Raw genomic sequence first — 21,561 nt, 5'->3', positions numbered from 1 at the left:
ACCTGTGAAGATCCGTCCCCCGTCCTCGGTTTTCCTCTGGTGCCTCGACTGTCAGACCCGGCCCCTACTATGCCTGTTACGAGGACGTGCTGGTGGCACGGGTAGGGTGCTCAGGGCTCGAAGGGACCGGAGCGCAAGGGAATTCGGGAGAGTTCGGGGGTTTTGAAGTGATGGCTTCCGCAACGCGGACCCGGTCGCGATCGCAATCGGGGTCACGATCGAGTGGCGCGCGCCGGTCGGGTGCCCGCGGCTCTTCCTCCGGGCGAGACGGTGCCCACCAGGCGTCCACGCCCTACCAGGACGCCTTCGCGCCGCGTCTGGAGTCCCGCTCGGGCCGTGGCGGTTCGTTCGCGGTGCAGCGGCTGGTGCTGCTGGAGATCGCGGGCGCGCTCGCGCTGTGCGGTTGGCTCATCGGCGCGATGGCGCTGATCGCCGTCGCCCCCGTCTCCCTGGTACTCGTGGTGCTCGCCGTCGTACGGCGCCGGGGACGCTCCCTGCCGGAATGGCTCGGCACCCTGCTGGCCATGCGGTCCCGCATACGGCGGGCCGCGAGCACTCCGGTGCCGCCGGGGACCGACTCCGGTCTCGCGCCCGCCGTGGAATGCGACCCGACCCTGCGCACGTTCAGCTTCAACCGCGGTGACGACCGCGATCAGCGGCCGATCGGCATGGTGGGCGACGGCGGCTTCCTGACCGCGGTGCTCCAGGTGGAGTCGGACGTCGACGCGCTCCGCGCGGAGCGCGGGAGGCGACCGCTGCCGATGGCCCTCGTCCGGGACGTCCTCGAAGTCGACGGCATCCAGCTGGAGTCGGCGCAGATCGTGGTGCACACCCAGCCCGCGCCCGCGCTGCACCTGCCTCAGCAGTCCGTAGTCGTCAGCAACTATGCGCCGTTGCAGGCCCAGACCGGCTCCCCCGCGGTCCGTATCACCTGGATCGCACTGAAGCTCGACCCCGAGCTGTGCCCGGAGGCGGTGGCCGCGCGCGGCGGCGGGCTGCTGGGGGCGCAGAAGTGCCTGGCACGCTCGGCCGAACACCTGTCGAGCCGGCTGACCGGCGCCGGGTTCCGGGCGAACGTGCTCACCGAGGAGGAGCTGACGGCCGCCATCGCCACCTCCGCGTGTGCCAACCCGATGGTGACCGCCCAGGCCGGGCGGGGCGAGGCGCCGCAGCGGCGGACCGAGGAGTCCAGCCGCAGCTGGCGCTGCGACAACCGCCGGCACACCACCTACTGGGTGCGGCGCTGGCCCCAGCTCGGCGGCTCCGGCGGCTCCCTGGCCCAGTTGGTGGCACAGCTGACCGCCGTGCCCGCGCTCGCGACGACCTTCAGCCTGACGCTGGCCAAGGGCGCGCAGCAGGACGTGACCGTCACCGGCCATGTGCGGATCACCGGCCGCAGCAAGCAGGAACTGACCGACGCGCGGCGCGATCTGGAGCGTGCGGCGCAGCAGGCACGCACCGGGCTCGCACGCCTGGACCGTGAACAACTTCCCGGCGTTCTGGCCACCCTGCCGCTCGGAGGTGCCCGCTGATGACCATGACGACCTCACCCACCCCGTCCGGTCCGGGTCTCGGTGAGCGGCTGCGCACCGGCTTCGGCCTGCTCGGCCCCCGTCACCCGCGGCACACCCTGCCCGTGGAGCAGGTGGACGCGCTGACCCTGCCCATCGGCGACGACGGCGTGGTGGTCGGCGTCAACAACGAGGGGCAGCCCGCCATCCTCGGGGTGAACCGCCCCACGCCGTACGACATCGTGCTCATCGGCGGCCTGTGGACCGCGCAGGTCATGGCCCTGCGCTCCGCCGCCACAGGTGCCCGGGTCGCGGTGGAGACCGGGCGGCCTCAGGCCTGGATGCAGATGGTGCATGCCATGGGCGGTGGGCAGAACGGGTTGTCCGTGTACGACGTCGGGCGGGTGCCGCCGCAGGGTGCCTCCGCCGGTACGCCGGTGCTGGTGGTGCGGGACTGCGGTATGCGGCCCCCGCGCGGCCGGGTGGTGTCCGGTCCCTGGCAGTCCGTGCTGACCCTGCTGCCGTATCTCAGCCCCGTCGCGCCCCGGCTGCTGCGGCAGGCGCGGCTCGCCGGTATCCAGCGGGTCTCGCCGGACGAGGCGGCCGAACTCGGGCGCACGATGGGGCTGTCGCGGACCGAGGTGGAGTCGCTGCCGGGGCTGCCCGACGGCGTCACCCTGTGGTGTACCGACCGTGACCGGCAGTACGTGCTGACCCAACCCACCGACGCCGAGACCGGATTGTTGGGCACACCCCGACGGATGGACTGAACTGCCCTTTTCCGTCCCTTTTGTTCAGGGTGTTGTGCGCGATCGCACGGGGCGGACAGGTGTCTGCACGCGTGCCGTGACCTGGTGTGCGGGCGCGGAGAGGTGGGCGGGCCTGCCGAGGTGCGGCTCCTGGTGATTAGGCTGGGAGTGGGCGCGATGGCAGGACCCGTGAACCGGCGTCGGTGTCCCGGGGGGAGAGCCGGTGCTTCGGACCGCCCCGAACGACTACGGACGACTCGGTACGACACGACATGGTCGCCCCGGCACGGCATGAGGGTGCTCGACCACACCAGGAGGAACTGTGAGCAGCGATCGGGACGGGATGCGCGGGGGCTGGGACACACCCGGCGATGACCAGCCCGACGCGGAGGCCGTCGAGACCACCGGCGAGTTCACCATCGACTACGCTCCCCCCGCCTGGTACACGCAGAACGCGTCGGGAGCGGGCGGTACGGGTGCCGGTGGCACCGGCGGTACGGGAGGTGCCGGCGGCTTCGCCGGGTCCACCGGGTCCGCGGCTGCCGGCGACTCGGGCACTCCGGCGGCTCCCGGGCTGCCGTTCCCCACGACCGCGCCGGTACCGGGCCCGACACCGCCTCCGCCGGCCACCCCGCCGGTGGGTCCGCCCCCGCAGGGGACTCCGTTCATTCCGGCCCAGGGGCCTTCGTACGGTCCGGCGGAGGGAACTCCGTACGGCCCGGCGCAGGGCGCGTCGTTCACTCCGCCGCAGGGGACCTCGTACGCTCCCCCGGCCGGGCCTGCGCAGCCCGCGCCGCCGACCGGTGACCCCGTTCCGATGCCGCGGCTGCCCGAGGGCTTCGAGCCGCAACAGGCCCAGCCTGCCCAGCCGGAGGCGTCGGCCGCTTCGGGTGTGGTCGAGCCGGAGACGGACAACGGGGATCTGGAGAGCGGGGCGACCATGCGGTTCTCCTCCGTCGCCCTGAAGCGGCAGATGGCGGAGATCGCCGAGCGCGCCGGTGCCGCCGGAGAGCCGGCCGAGTCCGGGGATGAGGGCCCCGGTGGTGCCGAGGGCTCTGTCGACGCCGAGGGGTCCGGTGGTTCGGACGGTTCCCTCGGTGCCTCCGGGGCCGAGGGGCCCGTCGACAGGGAGGACGACGTCGACCGTGCCGGGACGTCCGGCGACGAGGACGGCGCCGAGGAGTCCGGTGGCGAGGCTGCCGCGCAGGACGGCTCGGTGGCGGAGTCCGCCGTTTCGGGGAGTTCCGCGTCCGACGCAACCGCCGCCGATGAGAAGACCGTGTCGGATGAGCCGGATGAGTCGGATGGGAGCGTTGCCGAGCAGGCCGCCGCTGAGGAGGGTGACTCCGAGAAGGCCGGCGCTGACGGGGGCGCCGCCGACGCCGTGCGTCCCGCCGGAGCGGAGGGCTCCGCCGACTCGGCGCAGTCCGATGCGCCGAAGCCCTCGGACGCCGGGGCCGCGGGCGTGACGGGCCCGGCCGGTGCGCCTCAGCCGGGTGCGGCGGACGACAGCGCACTGCCGGGTGACGGTACTGCGGACAGCGGTGCGTCGGACAGCGCGGCCCAGCACGCCGACGCCGCCCCCGCCCACCCCGGTACCCCGGAATCCGGCGCCCCGCAGCCCCACACGTCTCACCCCGCCCCGGGGCAGCCCGGCGGATACGGCTTCCCCCAGCCGGACGCCGCCCACCCCGGCGCCCAGCCCCCCGCGGCTCAGCCCGCTCCCGGCGCCCCCTACGCCGCCGTACCGCCCGCTCCCCCGGCCCCGCAGGGTGCCCAGCCTGGCTGGACGCCGCCCGCGCCGCAGAACGGGCTGCCCCCGCTGCCGCCCTCGTACCAGCCCGCCGCCCCGGCTGCCGCCGCCCAGTGGCCCGCACAGCCCGGGCAGCAGCCGGCCGCCGCCCCGCAGCAGCCCGGTCCGATGCCCGGTCAGCAGCCGCAGGCGAGCGGCGGTCAGGGTCCCGCCGGCATGCCCGGCCAGCAGCCGCCGTTCCAGCCGCAGGCCCCGCAGCCCGCGCCCGCCGCGTGGCACCAGCCGAACCAACCCGGCCAGGCCACCCCCGCCAACCAACCGGGTCAGCCGGGCGCGCCCGGCGCTCCGGTACCCGGCCCGCAGCCGGCCCCCAACGGCCCCACTCCCGGCCCCACGCCCCCGAGCGGTTACGGCTTCCCCCAGCCCGGCACCCCCACCCCACCGGCCCAGCCCGGCGGTTACGGATTCCCGCAGCCCCCGGCGCCCCAGCCGCACTCCAACGGTCCCACTCCGCCGAGCGGTTACGGATTCCCGCAGCCGGGCGTGCCCAACCCCGCGGCGCAGCCCGGCGGCTACGGTTTCCCTCAGCCGGGGAATCCCGACCCGCAGGCCCAGCAGGGCGGTTACGGGTTCCCGCAGCCGCCTCAGAACCCGGACGGTGCCCCCGGCGCTCCGCACGCCCCGGTCGACCCCCGCTCCGGTGCCGCGTGGCCGCAGCCCGTTCAGCATGATCAGCGGCAGCCGATCAACCCCGGTGCCGCGCCGCTCGGTTACACCGCCGCCGTGGAGCTGTCCTCGGACCGGCTGCTCAACAACAAGAAGCAGAAGGCGAAGAGCGGGCGGCCCGCGGCGGCGGGCGGCCGGTTCAAGCTCGGCGGCAAGAAGGAGGAGGCCGAGCGGCAGCGCAAGCTGGAGCTGATCCGCACGCCGGTGCTGTCCTGCTACCGGATCGCGGTCATCAGCCTCAAGGGCGGTGTCGGGAAGACCACGACCACCACCGCGCTCGGCTCCACCCTCGCCACCGAGCGGCAGGACAAGATCCTCGCCATCGACGCCAACCCGGACGCCGGTACGCTCGGGCGGCGGGTGCGCCGGGAGACCGGGGCCACCATCCGTGACCTCGTCCAGGCCATCCCGTTCCTCAACTCGTACATGGACATCCGGCGGTTCACCTCCCAGGCGCCCTCCGGTCTGGAGATCATCGCCAACGACGTGGACCCGGCCGTCTCGACCACGTTCAACGACGAGGACTACCGGCGCGCGATCGACGTGCTCGGCCGGCAGTACCCGGTCATCCTGACCGACTCGGGCACCGGTCTGCTGTACAGCGCCATGCGCGGGGTGCTCGACCTCGCCGACCAGCTCATCATCATCTCCACGCCGTCCGTGGACGGCGCGAGCAGCGCCAGTACCACGCTGGACTGGCTATCCGCCCACGGGTACGCCGACCTGGTCTCCCGCTCCCTCACCGTGATCTCCGGGGTCCGCGAGACCGGCAAGATGATCAAGGTCGAGGACATCGTGGCGCACTTCGAGACCCGCACCCGCGGTGTCATCGTCGTGCCCTTCGACGAGCATCTGGCGGCCGGCGCCGAGGTCGACCTCGACATGATGCGGCCGAAGACGCGTGAGGCGTACTTCAACCTCGCCGCGATGGTCGCCGAGGACTTCACCCGCCACCAGCAGGCGCACGGCCTGTGGACGAGCGACGGCAACCCGCCGCCGGTGGCCGCCCCGCCCATGCCGGGAGCGCCGATGCCGGGACAGCCCATGCCGGGACAGCCCATGCCGGGGCAGCCCATGCCGGAGCAGTTGTACGGCGCCGGGCAGCCGTATCCCCAGGCCCCCGGGCAGCCGTATCCCCCGGCCCCGGGTCAGCCGTACGCCCCGGCGCAGCAGCCGTACCCGCCCCAGCAGGGCCAGCCGCAGCCGTACCCGGGGGCGCCGCAGCAGCCGGGCTACCCGCAGACCGGACAGCCGCAGCCCCAGCCGCAGCCGCAGCCGGGGCAGCAGCCTCCACAGGCTCCCCCGGCTCCCCCCGCCCCGCCCCAGCAGTAAGAGGCCACGAGAAAGGGCGGCCGGTGCTCACCGCACCGGCCGCCCTTCTCGCTGTGACGAGCCTCGCTGGAACGACTCCCGCCGGAACGAGCGGCTACTCCTCCGCCGCCACGATCTCCCGGCACCGCTTCACATCGGCGGCCATCTGCTCCAGCAGGGCCTCCAGCGACTCGAACTTCGCCTGCCCGCGCACGTACGCGAGGAAGTCGACGGCGACGTGCAGGCCGTACAGGTCGAGGCCGACGCGGTCGATCGCGTACGCCTCCACCGTGCGCTCGGTGCCGTCGAACTGCGGGTTCGTGCCGACGGAGATCGCGGCCGGCATGGCCTCGCCCTGGGCGTGCAGGTATCCGGCGTACACGCCGTCGGCGGGGATGGCGGTGTGCGGGAGCGTCTCGACGTTGGCCGTCGGGAAGCCCAGTTCCCGGCCGCGCTGGGCGCCCCGGACGACGACGCCCTCCACGCGGTGCGGGCGGCCCAGGATCTCGCGGGCGCCCGCGACATCGCCCTCGGCGACCAGGCGGCGGGTCAGCGTCGAGGAGAACGGCTCGCCGCCGCCCGCCTCACCGGTGACGTACAGGTCGACGACCTCGACCTCGAAGTCGTAGATCCTGCCCTGCTCGATGAGGAACTCGACGTTGCCGGCCGCCTTGTGGCCGAAGCGGAAGTTGGGGCCCTCCACGACCGCCTTGGCGTGCAGCTTGTCCACCAGGACCTTCACCACGAAGTCGGCGGGCGAGAGCTTGGAGAACTCGGTGGTGAAGGGCAGGATGAGGCACGCGTCGACGCCCAGCTCGGTCATGAGTTCGGCGCGGCGGTGGTGCGGGGCGAGCAGCGGCGGGTGGCTGCCCGGGCGGACGACCTCGCTCGGGTGCGGGTCGAAGGTGACCACGACGGCCGGGACGCCGAGCTCGCGGGCCCGGTCGACGGCGTGCTGGATGATCAGCTGGTGACCGCGGTGGACGCCGTCGTAGGAACCGATGGTGACGACGCTGCGCCCCCAGTCCTCGGGGATGTCCTCCAAGCCACGCCAGCGCTGCACTGTGACCGCTCCTCGAACCCTTGTCCGTGTCTGTCTTGACCTCGTCGTGCAGGTCTAAGGGTGCCATGCCGGGTGCCCCGCGCCAGCATCGGCATGGGGGCTGTGACGGGGCGCACGTTCCCGCCGCGGCTCAGGCCGGTACGCGTACGCCCGCCAGGCTCTCGATCATGCGGCGGGCGCTGGGGCCGACCACGGCCGCCCAGTCGTCCGGGGTCTCGTTCAGCCAGCGGGCCATGCGGGCGGCGAAGCCGGGCACGTGCCGGCCGATGTCGACCAGGGCGCGGTCGAAACGGGTGGCGCCCTCGGGCGTGCGGACGAGGAGCAGGCCGGTGCGGTGGACCAGGCCGCGGGCCTCCTCCTCCCGGCCGCCGTGTTCCGTGGCCGCGTGCAGGACGGCGAGCAGGACGGACGGGTCCTCCTCCCGGGCGAGCAGGAACTCCAGCAGCTCGCGGCGGAACGGGCGGGAGGCGGGGGTGCCGGGGGCGGCGAGGACGGTGGCGAGGGCTGCCCGGAGGGGTTCGGGAGCGCCGTCGAGCAGACCGGTGACGAGGGGCAGCAGGGCCGGGCGGGCGGTGGGGCCCTGTTCGAGGCGGCGCCCGACGTGCCCGGCGACCTGGCCGGCGACGGGTCCGGCGGTCTCCGGGCGCAGCCGCAGCGCCTCCTGGACGAGCGCGGCGACCCGGCGGGCCAGGGCCGGGGTATCGACCTGGGTGAGGCCGCGCAGGACCGCTCCGGTCTCCGGGCCACCGGCGCCCGGGGCGCACAGGCGGACGCGGAAGGCTCCCAGGACCGGTTCCGGGTGCGTGGTCAGGGCCGGGACGAGGGCGCTGGGCGGGAACTGCGGGTCGCCGTCGGTGAAGTGGCGCAGGGCCGCGGGCAGGTGCCGGTCCCGGCTGCGCGGATCGCGGACCAGCAGGGCGAGGGCGGCGCCGTGCAGGGTCCGGTCGGCCGGGCGGGCGAGCAGGGTGAGGGCGGCGTAGCGCAGCAGCTCGCGGTCGGCGTCCGAGCGGGCGTGGGGGGCCGCGCGCAGGGCGAAGGCCACGGCCGCGACCCGGCGGGCGGGGCGCTCGTCGTGCGCCCAGCGGTCCACCGCCCGGCAGAGGGCCGACGGCTCCTCCTCGGCGAGGACGGCGAGCAGTTCGTCGGCACGCCGGTGCGCGCAGGCCATCAGCACCTCGGTGAGATCGTCCAGGGCGCCGTGCCGGTGGGTGTGCAGCAGCGCCTGCGCGGCGGTGGCCACGGTGGCGTGCGGGGTCGCGGGCAGTGGCCGCTCGTCCGTGAACCACCGGGTGAGCAGGGGCTGTACGACGGTGGGGGCGGCGGCGAGCAGTCCGGCGACGGCGTCCAGGTACCGGTCGCCTGCCGCGGGGGGCGCCGGGTCCGCCAGGACGAGGCGGCGCAGCAGGTCCAGGCGCTCGGTGTCGGGGACGGGCAGGCCGGTCCAGAAGGCGGGGCGGAAGTCGGCCGGTACGGGCCGCCGGGCGCCGTGCCAGGCGACGACACGGTCGGCGAGCAGGCGCAGCACCTCGGTGTACGGCGTCGCGTCCGGGACCTGGAGCAGGGTCCGGGCGAGCAGCCGGGCGGCCCACCAGGAGCCGGTGTCACGGTCGAGAGCGTCGACCAACTCCCGTAGCCGTAGGGACAGTTGACCGGTTCCCTGCTGACGGGCGAGGAGCAGCAGCGCCTGGACGACGGGTCCGACGCGATGGTGCGGCACCGGGCGGGGGGCGCTCGGCTCGCCGACGCGGTGCACCAGGGCCCGCAGCGCCGCGTCCAGGTCCAGGTGCGTGCCCTGGATCCAGTCGGCCAGTTCCTCGTGGGCGAAGCGGTAGCCGGTACCGGCCGGCACGAGGAGGCCCTCGGTCAGCACGGCGGAGGCCCAGCCGGTACCGCCGCCGAGCCGGGCCGGGGCGGGGCCCCAGGGGAACACCGCCTCGAACGACTCCCCGTCCAGCGCCCCCTGCCCCGGCCCGAGGCTGCGCCGGGCGGCCTCGTGCACCTGCCCGGCCACCCGCGCCGCCAGCCGCCGCACGGCCGTTCCGCGCAGACCGCCGGCGGCGGCCAGGCGGACCGCGATGCGCAGGCACATCAGATCGAGGTAGGCGGCGAACACGTCGTGCCGGTCGAGGGGCCCGATGACCGGCGCGTCGGGTACGGCGGCCCGCACCTCGGACAACAGCCGCAGCACGAGCGGATGCCGCGCGTCCCGCTCACCGAGCGCACCCTCCGGAATCCCGTACCGCACCCGAGCCCACCGCGCCTCACCGATCGTGAAGTCCCCGATCCGCAGACAGGGCGGAAGGGGGTCGGTGGCGGGGGTGAGGGGGGCTTCTCCGGGGGCGCCGGGAACGCCGGGAACGCCGGGGACCGACTCGGCGGGTGCGGGGGATGCCTGGGGTGGGATCGCGGGGGTGCGAGGGCACTCGCCGGGAACGCCGGGGACCGACTCGGCGGGTGCGGGGGATGCCTGGGGTGGGGTCGCGGGGGTGCCGGGCGTGCGGTGCGATGCCGGGCTGTCGGCCGGGGAGGCGAGGCGGGCCGGGGGGTGGTGCGGCTCGGGGCTGCCCGCCGGGAAGGCAAGGCGAGGCAGGGGGACCCGCGGCTCGGCGCCGTCGGGCGAGGCACCGGGCGAGGGCGCGCGGCCGGCGTCACCGTGCGGCAGCACGGCCGGTCCGGCTGAGCCCGGGGGCACAGCCGGAGGGCCGGCCGGTGCGCTGTGCAGCGGCTCACCGCCGCCCGCTGGGGCCGCAGAGCCAGCCGACGCGCACACCGCACCCACACCGCCCGCCTCAACCGCAGGCCCAGCCGACGCGTACACGGCACCAGCGCCGTCCGCCCGAGCCGCGGAGTCGGCCGGCGCACGGTCCGGACCGGCGTCGCTCGTCGGGACCCCGGCTCCGGGCTCCGTCGCCGGAAGCTCGCCGCCGCCCGCCGGAACCCTGTGGTCAGGCGGCGTTCGCACCGGCTCCCCCGGGGCGCCCGGCACGTGGAGGACGGCCGGTGGGAAGGCCCGGCCGGTGCGTTCCCAGTGTTCCTCCCGGCAGGCCACCACCAGGCGGGTTCCTGTCTCGGTCAGCCAGGTGGCCGTGCCCTGGGCCCAGGCGGACAGACGGTCGGCGAGGGCGGGGGGCATCTCCTCGGGGCAGTCCAGGAGGAGCAGCAGCGGGCGGCCGGCCCGGACGGCGAGGCGGGCCACGCGCTCGGGGGTGATGTCGCCGAGGTCTTCGGCTCGGCCGGAGCGGGAGGCGGCGATGATCCGGGCGGCACGCGCCAGGGCGCGGTGGGCCACGTCGGCCACCGAGCCGTCGGTGCCCCTCAGGCCGGCGCCGCGCAGCCACAGCGTGGGGGCCGGCCGCTCACCTCCGGCACGACGGGCGGCGAGCGCCGCGAGTTCCGTCGTACGACCGCTGCCCGGCGCGCCGACGAGGCCGAGCACGGGCCGGTCGCCGGTGGCGAAGTCGGCCACCTCCCCGGTGATGCCGGGGCGTTCGACCGGCTCGACGGTGCCCGGGGGGCCGTCCTGCCCGACCGAGGTCGTGGTCAGCTGGAGGATGCCGGCGAGGTTGAGGTCGGCGCCGTACGCGGGCACGGTGGCCGCGTTGCGGGCGAGCAGGTCGGCGAGGGCGCCGTCGGCGGGCCGCAGCGGCACCGCGAAGCCCGCGTCGCGCTGGGCGCTGTGCAGGGCGGTGCCGAGGACGCCGACGACCGCGCCGGTGCGCGCGTCGAGCACCGGTCCGCCGGCCGCGCCGCCGCCCAGCCGGAGCGCGTCCCGGCCGGCCGTGCCGATGGCCAGTTCCAGCGCGTCGTCCAGGAGGTGGAAGCGGTCCGTGGCGGTGTACGTCACCTGCGTGGCGGCCAGCACCCGCGCCTCGCGCCAGCAGCCGGCGGCGACCTGGACATAGGTGCCGGCGTCGATCCGCTCCCGCACGGTCAGCGGCAGCGGCTCCACGCCGAGGCCCTCGGTGCGCACCAGGGCGAGGCCGAGACCGGGCAGTGCGGTGACCGCGTCGGGGCCGACCACGCAGGTACGGTCGCCGCCGGCGTGCAGCACCAGCCGGGGCAGGCCGTCGACAGCCTCGTGGCTGGTGAGCAGGGTGCCCTCGTGATCGGCGAGGAAGCCGAGTCCGCGCGGGCGGCCGGCCAGGTCCCGGATGCGGACGAGGGCGGCGTCGCAGCGGCCGGTCCCGGCGCCCGCGCCCGTGTCGTCGGCCGGGGTGGTGGCCAGGGCACGGTCAGCCGGACCCGCGCCCGGCCCACCAGCGGCGCACTCCTCGTCCACGCGCGCCCCGGACGGCCGTACCCCGTAGGCGCCGTGCCCGCCCGCGCGCTCCCCCTCGGCCCGCTCCTCGAACGGCCGCTCTTCGCCCCCGTGCCCCCGGCGCCCGCTTCCGCCCCGCGGGCCCCGTTCCGTCATGGTCGTACCTCCCCGCCCGTCCCCGTGCCCTGGTTCCGACGGTAGGCGCGGGATGATCGGCGGGACAGATCACGTGGTGAACGCGCCCCCTTCCGCTCCCCCGGTTCACTCCGAGCGCCTGCCCGGACGGGTGAATGGACGGAAGTCGCTGGATAACCCTAGGGGTGGGGGAACCGAGGGGGGACCGTGGAGCGGCGGCAGGACCGACCCCGTGTGGCCGGCCGCCGCTCCACGGCAGACAGCCGGCCCACGGGGGACGGCCACTCCACGGCGGACAGCCGATCCGTGCGGGCCCGTCCTCGGGGCTCACAGCTCGGCCTTCAGGGGCTCAGAGCCTCAGGGCCTCAGACCCTCAGCCGAAGACCGCCAGGCTCTTCGCCTTGCCCCGGTGTTCCTCGACCAGCGCGAGGAAACGGCCCTCGGTGTCGAACACGGCGACGGGACCGGCTCCCGCGTACTCGTCGGGGATCTCCAGCCGGACGCCGTTCAGCAGCAGCCGGGACCGCCTGGCGTCGACCTCCCAGCGCGGGAACGCCGCGGTGGCGGCCTCGGCGATCGGCATCACGGTCAGCTCCTGCTGGAGCTGGTCCAGCGTCTTCGCCGCGTCCAGCTTGTACGGGCCGACGCGGGTGCGGCGCAGCGCGGTGAGGTGGCCGCCGACGCCGAGGTCGGCGCCCAGGTCGCGGGCGAGGGCGCGGATGTAGGTGCCGGAGGAGCAGACCACCGACACCACCAGGTCGAGCACGGGCGTGCCGTCCTCGGCGACCGCGTCCCGGACGTCGTACACCGTGAAGGAGGAGATGGTGACCGGCCGGGCGGGGATCTCGAAGTCCTCGCCCTCACGGGCCCGCTTGTACGACCGTACGCCGTCGATCTTGATGGCGCTGACCTTGGACGGCACCTGCATGATGTCGCCGGTCAGCTTGGCGATGCCCGCGTCGATGGCGTCCCGGGTCACCTTGGAGGCGTCGGCGGACGAGGTGATCTCGCCCTCGGCGTCGTCGGTGAGGGTGTTCTGGCCCAGGCGGACCGTGCCCAGGTACTCCTTCTCGGTGAGCGCCAGGTGCCCGAGGAGCTTGGTGGCGCGCTCGACCCCGAGGACCAGGACGCCGGTCGCCATCGGGTCGAGGGTGCCGGCGTGGCCGACGCGGCGGGTCCTGGCGATCCCGCGCATCTTGGCGACCACGTCGTGCGAAGTGAAGCCCGACGGCTTGTCGACGATGACGAGGCCGTCGGGCGCGGTGTGCTTCTGGGTCATTCGGTGGCGTCGCCGTCCGTGTCGCTGTCGTCGTCCGCCGGCTTGCGGTACGGGTCGGCGCCGGCGGCGTACGTGGCGCCCGTGGCCGCCTCGCGCACCTTCTCGTCGGACTGCCGGGCCTTGTCGAGGAGGTCCTCGATGGTCCGGGCGGTGTCCGGCAGGGCGTCCGCCACGAAGGTCAGGGTGGGCGTGAACTTCACCCCGGCCGCGCGCCCCACCTCGGAGCGCAGGATGCCCTTGGCGCTCTCCAGGCCGGCGGCTGCCGCCTTCCGCTCCTCCTCGTCGCCGTAGACCGTGTAGAAGACGGTCGCCTCCCGGAGGTCACCCGTGACCCGGGTGTCCGTGATGGTGACGTGTGAGCCGAGCCGCGGGTCCTTGATCCCGCGCTGCAGCTTCTGGGCCACCACCTCCCGGATGAGGTCCGCCAGCCTTTTAGCCCGCGCGTTGTCGGCCACTGGTCCGTCTCCCGTTCTTTCTCTTGCTTGCGTTTCGTGGTCAGTCGTCGTCGCCGTGGAAGCGCCGTCGCACGGACAGCAGTTCCACCTCGGGGCGGCCGGCGACCAGCCGCTCGCACCGGTCCAGTACGTCGGTGAGGTGCGCCGCGTCGCCGGAGACCGCGGCGAGGCCGATGACCGCCCGCCGGTGGAGGTTCATGTGGTCCACCTCGGCCGCGCTCACGGCGTACTTCCGCTGGAGTTCGGCGACGATCGGGCGGACGACGGAGCGCTTCTCCTTCAGCGAGTGGACGTCGCCGAGGAGGAGGTCGAAGGACAGAGTCCCCACGTACATGTGCAACCGGTTCACCCGCCGGTACGGGATCGATGGCCCCGGATCCGTGCGGCCGGGGACATCAAGAACCGTACCCCGTACCCGCCGGTGGCTCGACAGGGTTTCGGTGCGGTGGGCCGGACCGGCACCCGGGCGGAAAACGGCGTGCTGGCCGACGGGACCGCAGTCCCGCCGGCCAGCACGAACCACAGGCGTTACACCCGCGGCTTCTCCCGCATCTCGTACGTCGCGATGACGTCGTCGACCTTGATGTCGTTGAAGTTGCCGAGGTTGATACCGCCCTCGTAGCCTTCGCGGATCTCGGTGACGTCGTCCTTGAAGCGACGCAGGCCCTCGATGTTGAGGTTCTCCGCGACCACCTTGCCGTCTCGGATGAGGCGGGCCTTGGTGTTGCGGCGCACCTCGCCGGAGCGGATGAGGACACCGGCGATGTTGCCCAGCTTGGACGACTTGAAGACCTCGCGGATCTCCGCCGTACCCAGCTCGACCTCTTCGTACTCCGGCTTGAGCATGCCCTTGAGGGCCGCCTCGATCTCCTCGATCGCCTGGTAGATGACCGAGTAGTACCGGACGTCCACGCCCTCGCGCTCGGCCATCTGCGCCGCGCGGCCGGCCGCGCGGACGTTGAAGCCGATCACGATGGCGTCCGAGCCCATCGCCAGGTCGATGTCGGACTCCGTGACCGCACCGACGCCGCGGTGCAGGACGCGGATGTCGACCTCTTCGCCGACGTCCAGCTGGAGCAGGGAGGACTCCAGGGCCTCGACCGAACCAGAAGCGTCACCCTTGATGATCAGGTTCAGCTGCTGGACCTCGCCGGCCTTGAGCACCTTGTCCAGGTCCTCCAGGGACACGCGGCGCGTGCGCTTCGCGAAGGCCGCGTTGCGCTCGCGGGCGGCGCGCTTCTCCGCGATCTGGCGGGCCGTTCGGTCCTCCTCGACCACGAGGAAGTTGTCGCCGGCGCCCGGGACGTTGGTCAGACCCAGGACCTGGACCGGCGTCGACGGGCCTGCCTCGGCCACGTTGTTGCCGTTGTCGTCGAGCATGGCGCGCACGCGACCGTAGGCGTCGCCCACGACCATCGTGTCGCCGACCCGCAGCGTGCCTCGCTGGACGAGGACCGTCGCCACGGCACCACGGCCGCGGTCGAGACGGGACTCGATCGAGATGCCCTGCGCGTCCTGGTTCGGGTTGGCCCGCAGGTCGAGCGAGGCGTCGGCCGTGAGGATCACGGCCTCCAGCAGCGAGTCGATGTGCAGACCCTGCTTGGCGGAGATGTCGACGAACATGGTGTCGCCGCCGTACTCCTCGGCCACCAGGCCGTACTCGGTCAGCTGACCGCGCACCTTGGTCGGGTCCGCGCCCTCGACGTCGATCTTGTTGACCGCGACGACGATCGGCACGTCGGCCGCCTTGGCGTGGTTGAGCGCCTCGACCGTCTGCGGCATGACGCCGTCGTTGGCCGCGACGACCAGGATCGCGATGTCGGTCGACTTCGCACCACGGGCACGCATGGCGGTGAACGCCTCGTGACCCGGGGTGTCGATGAAGGTGATCTTGCGCTCTTCGTCGTTGACCTCGGTCGCGACCTGGTAGGCACCGATGTGCTGGGTGATGCCGCCGGCCTCGCCCGCGATGACGTTCGTCTTGCGGATGGCGTCGAGCAGTCGCGTCTTACCGTGGTCGACGTGACCCATGACGGTCACGACCGGCGGACGGACGACCAGGTCCTCGTCGGAGCCCTCGTCCTCGCCGAACTCGATGTCGAAGGACTCGAGCAGCTCGCGGTCCTCCTCCTCCGGGCTGACGATCTGAACCGTGTAGTTCATCTCGCCGGCGAGGAGCTGGAGGGTCTCGTCGGAGACGGACTGGGTCGCGGTGACCATCTCGCCGAGGTTCATCATGACCGCGACGAGGGACGCCGGGTTGGCGTTGATCTTCTCCGCGAAGTCGGTGAGCGACGCGCCGCGGGAGAGACGGATGGTCTCGCCGTTGCCGCGCGGCAGCATCACGCCGCCGACGCTCGGGGCCTGCATGGCCTCGTACTCCTGGCGACGCTGCCGCTTCGACTTGCGGCCACGACGCGCCGGACCGCCGGGACGGCCGAAGGCGCCCTGCGTGCCACCACGGCCACCGGGACCGCCGGGACGGCCGCCGAAGCCGGGACGGCCACCGCCGCCACCGCCGGGACCGCCGCCGAAGCCGCCGCCACCACCGGGACGACCGGCGAAGCCGCCGCCACCGCCCGGACGGGCACCGCCGCCGCCACCGGGACGGCCGGCGAAGCCACCGCCACCGGGACGACCGCCGCCGCCGCCGGGACGACCGGCACCGGCCGGGCCGCGACCGCCGCCGGGGCCGGGACGCGGGCCGGCAGCGGGACGCTGCGGCATCATGCCGGGGTTCGGACGCGGACCGGCCGGGCCGGGACGCGGACCGCCCTGCGGACGGGGCATGCCCGCCGGGGACGGACGGTTGCCGCCGGGAGCCTGCGGACGCGGACCGCCGCCCTGGGCGCCGGGCGCCTGCGGACGGGGACCGGCGCCGGGGGCACCGCCGGGGCCGGGACGCGGACCGCCCTGCGGGCGCGGGGCCTGCGGACGGGCCATGCCGGCGTTGCCACCGGAGGTGAAGGGGTTGTTGCCCGGGCGCGGACCGGCCGGACGGGCACCGGGACGCGCGGCCTGGCCACCGGGGCGGGCACCGCCCTGGCCCGGACGGGAACCCTGGCCCTGGCCGGGGGCCGGACGGGCGCCACCGGGCTTCGGGGCACCGGGACGGGCGCCGGGACGCGGACCCTGGGCGGCCGGAGCCTGCGGGGTCTGCGCGGCCGGGGCCGGCGGAGCGGTGAACTCCGGGGCGGCCGGGGCCGGACGCGGCGCGGGCTTGGGACCGGGCACCGGGCGCGGGCCCGGGGCCGGTGCCTGTGCGGGCGCCGAGGGGGCCGACGGGGCGGCCGGCTGCTGGGCAGCGGGCGCCGTCGGAGGCTTGGGGGCCGCCGGCCTCGGGGCCGGGGCAGCCGGACGTGCCGCCTGCGCCGGAGAGGGCGCGGCGGGCCTGGGGGCGGCCTTGCGCGGGGCGGACTTGCCGTTGCCACCGCCCTGGAAGGCGTCGGTCAGCTTGCGTACAACCGGCGCTTCGATGGTCGAAGACGCCGAACGGACGAATTCACCGAGTTCCTGGAGCTTGGCCATGACGACCTTGCTCTCGACACCGAACTCCTTGGCGAGTTCGTAGACCCGGACCTTAGCCACTTCGCTCCTTTGAGGTCCGGGTGAAGCCGGACCGTCGCTAGTTCATGGGCGTACTCATCGCGTACTCATCGAGTGCTCATCGCAATCTCGACCTGCTTTCGACTCGCGAGGTACCAGACCGCACGGGGTTCCGTGCGGCTTGTCTTACGGCGTTGCCTGCTCGGCAACTGTTGTCTGCTCGACGTATCGGCGCAACGCCTTTGTGTCGAGCGGTCCCGGGACGCGCAGTGCCCGCGGGAACGCCCGGCGGCGTACCGCCTGGTCGAGACAGACCAGGGCGGGGTGCACGTACGCACCCCGGCCGGGCAGCGTACCGCGAGGATCGGGGACGCAGGCGTCCTCGATCATCACGATCCGCAGGAGATCGTTCTTGGCCGCCCGCTCCCGGCACCCCACACAGGTGCGCTCAGGGCATGCTCGGGCGTGCGTCCGGCCAGACACAGCTAAGTCTACCTCCCCGTACCGACCTCACCCCTTTGGGGCAAGAATCGAACGGCTGTTGTCGTGATCTGAGCGCCGAACGGCTTGGATCTATTCCCTCCGGCGCCCCGATCGGCTCCCCGGTCTACTCCCCGGCCTGCTCGGTGTCGGGCCGGATATCGATCCGCCAGCCGGTCAGCCGGGCCGCCAGGCGGGCGTTCTGGCCCTCCTTGCCGATCGCCAGCGACAGCTGGTAGTCCGGCACGGTCACCCGGGCGGACCGGGAGGCCAGGTCCACGACCTCCACCTTGCTCACCCGAGCGGGTGACAGGGCGTTCGCGACCATCTCCGCCGGGTCGTCCGACCAGTCGACGATGTCGATCTTCTCGCCGTTCAGTTCGCCCATCACGTTGCGCACCCGGCCGCCCATGGGGCCGATGCAGGCGCCCTTGGCGTTCAGGCCCGAACGGGTGGACCGTACGGCGATCTTGGTGCGGTGACCGGCCTCACGGGCGATGGCCGCGATCTCCACCGAGCCGTCGGCGATCTCCGGCACCTCCAGGGCGAAGAGCTTCTTCACCAGGTTCGGGTGCGTACGGGAGAGGGTGACGGACGGCCCGCGCACGCCCTTGGCCACCCGGACGACGTACGACCTCAGGCGCATGCCGTGCGAGTAGCTCTCGCCGGGCACCTGCTCCTGCACCGGCAGGATGGCCTCCAGCTTGCCGATGTCCACGAGCACGTTCTTCGGGTCGCGGCCCTGCTGGACCACACCGGTGACGATGTCGCCCTCGCGGCCGGCGTACTCGCCGAGCGTCGCGTCGTCCTCGGCGTCGCGCAGCCGCTGGAGGATCACCTGCTTGGCGGTGGTGGCGGCGATGCGGCCGAAGCCGGACGGGGTGTCGTCGAACTCGCGGGGCTCCTGCCCCTCGGCGAGGTCCTCGGGGTCCTCCTTCGCCCACACGGTCACATGCCCGGTCTCCCGGTTGAGCTCCACGCGCGCGTGTCGGCGGCTTCCCTCGGTGCGGTGGTAGGCGATGAGGAGGGCCGACTCGATCGCCTCGACCAGCAGGTCGAAGGAGATCTCCTTCTCCCGAACCAAGCCCCGCAGGGCGCTCATGTCGATGTCCACGGCTACGCCTCCTCCTCTTCCTTCATGTCCTTCTCGCCGGCCGTGCCGGCGCTGTCCTTGCGGTTGAACTCGACCTGCACACGCGCCTTGGCGATCTCCGGGAAGCCGAGTCTGCGGGCGGTGGCCTTGCGGCCCTTCACGCCGGGCACCTCGACGTCGACGCCCTCGTCGTCGACCTTCAGGATCCGCGCGACCAGCTCGGCGCCCTCCGTGAGCTGGAACTTCACGAGCCGGTCGGTGGCGCGCACGAAGTGCCGGTGCTCGGTGAGGGGGCGCTCCGCGCCGGGGGTTCCGACCTCCAGGTCGTACGCCGCGTCACCCATCGCGTTCGTCTCGTCCAGCTTCGCCGAGAGCGCGCGGCTCACATCGGCGATGGCGTCCAGATCCGCCCCGGCGTCGGAGTCGACGACCACCCGCAGCACCCGCTTGCGTCCGACGGAGTCCACGGCGATCTCTTCGAGGTCCAGCCCCTGGGAGGTGACGAGCGGTTCCAGCAGCTCTCGCAGCCTCTCGCTCTGGGTGGTGCTCATCCGGGTGACTCCTCGGCCGCGTGTGCTGTTGTGGGATGGGTCGCGTGTCTGATCAAAGGGTACTGCCTCCGACAGGGGCCGGTTCGCATCAGAGGTCCGGGGTGGTTCGCGGGCCGGTGCGGTCGGCCGTCGAGCCGGTGACACGAGGCGGAGGGACTCGCGGGTACCGTGATCAACGGCGGGTCGGCGTTCCCGCCCGTGTGTTCGTACGAGCCCCCGAGGACGTCAGCCGTGCCGTACCCCCCGCCCTCGCGCGTGCCCTCGGGGCCGCGCAGAAGAACCCTGCTCGCCTCGGCCGCCGGCGGCGCCCTGCTGACGGGCTGCTCGGCCGGGCCGGAGTCCGGCGACGACGGTCCGTCGGCCACGCAGCGGGCACGCGCGCGTGCGGCGCGGGACAGCCGGGGGCTGCTGGCACGGTACGACGCCGTGCTCGCCGCGCACCCCGGCCTGGCGGACCGGCTGCGCCCGCTGCGGGCCCAGGTCGCGGCGCACGCGGCGGCCTTCACGGACGGTACGGCGCCCACGGCTTCCGCCACGGCCACCGCCTCCACCGCTCCCGTCCCGGCCGGCGAGAAGGACGCCGTCGCCGGGCTGGCCGCCGCCGAGCGCGCCCTCGCCGACCGGCGCGCCAAGGACCTGCTGGAGGCGCCGGGCGAGCTGGCGCGGCTGCTGGCGTCGGTCGCCGCGGCCGGGGCCGCGCACGCGTACCTGCTGACGGAGGGAGCCAGGTGAGCGACGGGACCGAGCAGGACGGGACGGCCGAGCTGACCGCCTTGCAGGCCGCGCTGGCGGCGGAGCACGCGGCCGTGTACGGGTACGGCGTCGTGGGCGGACGGATCGGCGAGCGGCGCCGGACGGAGGCGCGGTCGGCGTACGACGCCCACCGCGCGCGCCGGGACGCGCTGGTGCGCGCCGTACGCGACCTGGGCGGCGCACCGGTCGCCGCGAGCGCCGCGTACGCGCTGCCGTTCCCGGTCGAGGACGGGGCGGGCGCGCTGCGGCTGGCCGCGCGGCTGGAGGAGCGGGTGGCCGGCGTCTACTCGGACCTGGTGCGGGCCACGACCGGCGCGCGGCGGGCCGACGCGGCCGGGGCGCTGCGCGAGGCCGCGGTGCGGGCGGTGCGCTGGAGCGGGGGGAGCGTAGCCTTCCCTGGTCTGGCCGAGCGGTCCGGCGAACGGACGGGCGCGGCCGGCACGGCACCGTCGCCGTCCGGTTCGCCGGCGCGTTGACCGCCGGCCGGGCGGGCCGGGGCCACTGCCCGGACAGCCCGTGACGGCGGGACGGGACGGCACCGGACACGATCGGGAACAGGACCAGGACGGGAGACTCGGGCGGGGTCCCGGCAGCACAGGACACGAAGGGAACGACTCGCGCATGGCTTTCGAACCGCCGCAGCGCCTGGTGCGCGCGCTCGGTGAGACGGCACCGGCCGGGGACGACTGGCTGGCGCGGCTGCCCACGGCGGCCGAACGGGCCGTCGCCCGGCGCGAGTTGACCGTCGAGCGGGTACAGGTGCCGGGCGGGCGCAGCAGCCTGGTGGTGCTGGTACGGCGGGCGGACGGCACCCCGGCCGTGCTGAAGCTGGCGCCGCCCCGGGCCCGCCCGGAGAGCGAGCGGGCGGCGCTGGCGCACTGGGGCGGGCTGGGCGCCGTACAGCTGCTGGAAGCCGGGGCGGAGGACGGGGCGCTGCTGCTGGAGCGGCTGCACCCGGATGTGTCGGTGCGGTCGCTGCCGGAGGCGAAGGCGCTGCTGGAGGCGGCGGGGACGCTGCGCAGGCTGTGGGTCGCGCCGCCGTCCGGGCATGTCTTCGAGACCGTCGCCGAGCGGACCGGGCGGCAGGCGGTGGCGATGCGGGCGGGCGCCGGGACCGATCCGGAGGCGGCCCCGCTGGTGGAGGCGGCCCTCGCCGCCCGTACGGAGTTGCTGGCCGCGCCGCCCGAGCAGTTGCTGCTGCACGGCACGTTCCGGCAGAGCAAGGTGCTCTCCGGGGAGCGGATGCCCTGGCTGGCGGTGGGCCCGGACCCGGTGGTCGGCGAGAGCGCCTTCGACCTGGCGCGGCTGGTGCGGGACCGGGTGGAGGACCTGATCGCGGCGCCGTCCGGGCCGTCCACCACCCGGCGCCGGATCAAGCGGCTCGCCGAGTCGCTGGAGGTCGACCAGGAACGGCTGCGGGGCTGGACGCTGTTCCGGGCGGTGGAGTCCGGGGTACGGGCCCGACGGGTCGGCCGCGAGAAGGACGCGGAGCTCCTGCTGGAGTTCGCGAGCTGGCTCTAGCCGAACACGGCCGGGGGCGCCCGCCGGCACGACCAGGCGCGGTGAGCCCGCCGGCACGGCCAGGGACTGGAGAGCCCGCGGCACGGCCAGGCTGAGGGCACGTGAGCCGTGGCGGCCGGGGTGCCTGTCTCGGCGGCCGTCACTGGGACGAAGAGCCCACCAGCACGACCGAGGACGGTGAACCCGCCAGCACGGCCAAGGACGGAGAGCCCGCGGCACGGCCGAGGACGGAGAGCCCGCGGCACGGCCGAGGACGGAGAGCCCACCGACACGGCCAGAGCGGAGGGCACGTGAGCCGTGGCGGCCGGAGTGCCTGCCTCGGTGGCCGTCGCCTGGGTCGTCACCGAACGCACGGGACGGCCCCGGGCTGAGCCCGG

15 protein-coding genes are annotated in these 21,561 nt (G+C 74.5%); 6 read left to right on the top strand and 9 right to left on the bottom strand.

The genetic code is table 11. The annotated features are described in order from the left end of the window. Nucleotides 1–170 precede the first annotated feature (170 nt). From eccE to IE294_RS24280, 3 genes are all read left to right on the top strand, one after another. Nucleotides 171–1,532: a type VII secretion protein EccE gene (eccE, locus tag IE294_RS24290; protein WP_189889435.1), complete on the top strand. Its 1,362-nt coding sequence runs from the start codon at nucleotides 171–173 to the stop codon at nucleotides 1,530–1,532. Beyond that, nucleotides 1,532–2,281, top strand: coding sequence for a hypothetical protein (locus tag IE294_RS24285; protein ID WP_189889433.1), 750 nt, complete (start codon nucleotides 1,532–1,534; stop codon nucleotides 2,279–2,281). Before eccE ends, IE294_RS24285 begins: the two co-directional genes overlap by 1 nt. Nucleotides 2,282–2,582: 301 nt before the next feature. Beyond that, the gene (locus tag IE294_RS24280) at nucleotides 2,583–6,071 is read left to right on the top strand and encodes an SCO5717 family growth-regulating ATPase (RefSeq protein ID WP_229917320.1); all 3,489 of its coding nucleotides are present in this window, start codon (nucleotides 2,583–2,585) and stop codon (nucleotides 6,069–6,071) included. Between the two features lie 94 nt (nucleotides 6,072–6,165). Here the strand turns inward: IE294_RS24280 and IE294_RS24275 are convergent, their stop codons facing one another. The 9 genes from IE294_RS24275 to rimP form a co-directional block, all read right to left on the bottom strand. Beyond that, nucleotides 6,166–7,113 (bottom strand): bifunctional riboflavin kinase/FAD synthetase, encoded by a 948-nt coding sequence (locus IE294_RS24275; RefSeq protein WP_189819821.1) that lies wholly within the window; start codon nucleotides 7,111–7,113, stop codon nucleotides 6,166–6,168. 130 nt (nucleotides 7,114–7,243) lie between these two features. After that, nucleotides 7,244–11,527 carry a trypsin-like peptidase domain-containing protein gene (locus tag IE294_RS24270; RefSeq protein ID WP_189889431.1) on the bottom strand — a complete coding sequence of 1,428 codons (4,284 nt, stop codon included), beginning with the start codon at nucleotides 11,525–11,527 and terminating at the stop codon, nucleotides 7,244–7,246. A gap of 352 nt (nucleotides 11,528–11,879) precedes the next feature. After that, nucleotides 11,880–12,785, bottom strand: a complete 906-nt coding sequence (gene truB, locus IE294_RS24265; RefSeq protein WP_189889428.1) for a tRNA pseudouridine(55) synthase TruB — start codon at nucleotides 12,783–12,785, stop codon at nucleotides 11,880–11,882. Beyond that, nucleotides 12,782–13,240, bottom strand: a complete 459-nt coding sequence (rbfA, locus tag IE294_RS24260; RefSeq protein WP_189889426.1) for a 30S ribosome-binding factor RbfA — start codon at nucleotides 13,238–13,240, stop codon at nucleotides 12,782–12,784. The genes truB and rbfA overlap by 4 nt, the downstream gene beginning before the upstream one ends. A gap of 40 nt (nucleotides 13,241–13,280) precedes the next feature. Then, entirely contained in the window at nucleotides 13,281–13,574 is a 294-nt protein-coding gene (locus IE294_RS24255; RefSeq protein ID WP_014675350.1) for a DUF503 domain-containing protein, read from the bottom strand. Between the two features lie 194 nt (nucleotides 13,575–13,768). Beyond that, nucleotides 13,769–16,828 carry a translation initiation factor IF-2 gene (gene infB, locus IE294_RS24250; protein ID WP_189889424.1) on the bottom strand — a complete coding sequence of 1,020 codons (3,060 nt, stop codon included), beginning with the start codon at nucleotides 16,826–16,828 and terminating at the stop codon, nucleotides 13,769–13,771. Nucleotides 16,829–16,972: 144 nt separating this feature from the next. Continuing rightward, on the bottom strand, nucleotides 16,973–17,269 hold the full coding sequence (locus tag IE294_RS24245) for a YlxR family protein (protein ID WP_189889422.1): 297 nt from the start codon (nucleotides 17,267–17,269) through the stop codon (nucleotides 16,973–16,975). A 124-nt stretch (nucleotides 17,270–17,393) separates the two neighbouring features. Further along, nucleotides 17,394–18,380 carry a transcription termination factor NusA gene (nusA, locus tag IE294_RS24240; RefSeq protein ID WP_014675348.1) on the bottom strand — a complete coding sequence of 329 codons (987 nt, stop codon included), beginning with the start codon at nucleotides 18,378–18,380 and terminating at the stop codon, nucleotides 17,394–17,396. Nucleotides 18,381–18,382: 2 nt separating this feature from the next. Then, nucleotides 18,383–18,910 (bottom strand): ribosome maturation factor RimP, encoded by a 528-nt coding sequence (gene rimP, locus IE294_RS24235; protein ID WP_189889420.1) that lies wholly within the window; start codon nucleotides 18,908–18,910, stop codon nucleotides 18,383–18,385. A 231-nt stretch (nucleotides 18,911–19,141) separates the two neighbouring features. Here rimP and IE294_RS24230 point away from each other — a divergent pair, with 231 nt between their 5' ends. The 3 genes from IE294_RS24230 (at nucleotide 19,142) to IE294_RS24220 (ending at nucleotide 21,184) form a co-directional block, all read left to right on the top strand. Next, the gene (locus IE294_RS24230) at nucleotides 19,142–19,642 is read left to right on the top strand and encodes a hypothetical protein (RefSeq protein WP_189889418.1); all 501 of its coding nucleotides are present in this window, start codon (nucleotides 19,142–19,144) and stop codon (nucleotides 19,640–19,642) included. After that, nucleotides 19,639–20,139 (top strand): ferritin-like domain-containing protein, encoded by a 501-nt coding sequence (locus IE294_RS24225; RefSeq protein WP_189889416.1) that lies wholly within the window; start codon nucleotides 19,639–19,641, stop codon nucleotides 20,137–20,139. The genes IE294_RS24230 and IE294_RS24225 overlap by 4 nt, the downstream gene beginning before the upstream one ends. A gap of 145 nt (nucleotides 20,140–20,284) precedes the next feature. After that, nucleotides 20,285–21,184, top strand: a complete 900-nt coding sequence (locus tag IE294_RS24220; RefSeq protein WP_189889414.1) for an aminoglycoside phosphotransferase family protein — start codon at nucleotides 20,285–20,287, stop codon at nucleotides 21,182–21,184. Nucleotides 21,185–21,561 lie beyond the last annotated feature (377 nt).

This window comes from Streptomyces canarius (assembly GCF_014650735.1).
Taxonomy (GTDB): domain Bacteria; phylum Actinomycetota; class Actinomycetes; order Streptomycetales; family Streptomycetaceae; genus Streptomyces; species Streptomyces olivaceoviridis.
Note: the sequence above shows the minus strand (reverse complement) of the source record. Positions and strands in the feature narration are given on the sequence as shown.

What these genes read in the sequence shown, in the direction of transcription:
- IE294_RS24285 (WP_189889433.1), top strand. Translation starts at nt 1,532, where the DNA reads ATGACCATGACGACCTCACCCACCCCGTCCGGTCCGGGTCTCGGTGAG.
- IE294_RS24220 (WP_189889414.1), top strand. Translation starts at nt 20,285, where the DNA reads ATGGCTTTCGAACCGCCGCAGCGCCTGGTGCGCGCGCTCGGTGAGACG.
- rimP (WP_189889420.1), bottom strand. Translation starts at nt 18,910, where the DNA reads ATGAGCACCACCCAGAGCGAGAGGCTGCGAGAGCTGCTGGAACCGCTC.
- IE294_RS24255 (WP_014675350.1), bottom strand. Translation starts at nt 13,574, where the DNA reads ATGTACGTGGGGACTCTGTCCTTCGACCTCCTCCTCGGCGACGTCCAC.
- IE294_RS24270 (WP_189889431.1), bottom strand. Translation starts at nt 11,527, where the DNA reads ATGACGGAACGGGGCCCGCGGGGCGGAAGCGGGCGCCGGGGGCACGGG.
- eccE (WP_189889435.1), top strand. Translation starts at nt 171, where the DNA reads ATGGCTTCCGCAACGCGGACCCGGTCGCGATCGCAATCGGGGTCACGA.
- truB (WP_189889428.1), bottom strand. Translation starts at nt 12,785, where the DNA reads ATGACCCAGAAGCACACCGCGCCCGACGGCCTCGTCATCGTCGACAAG.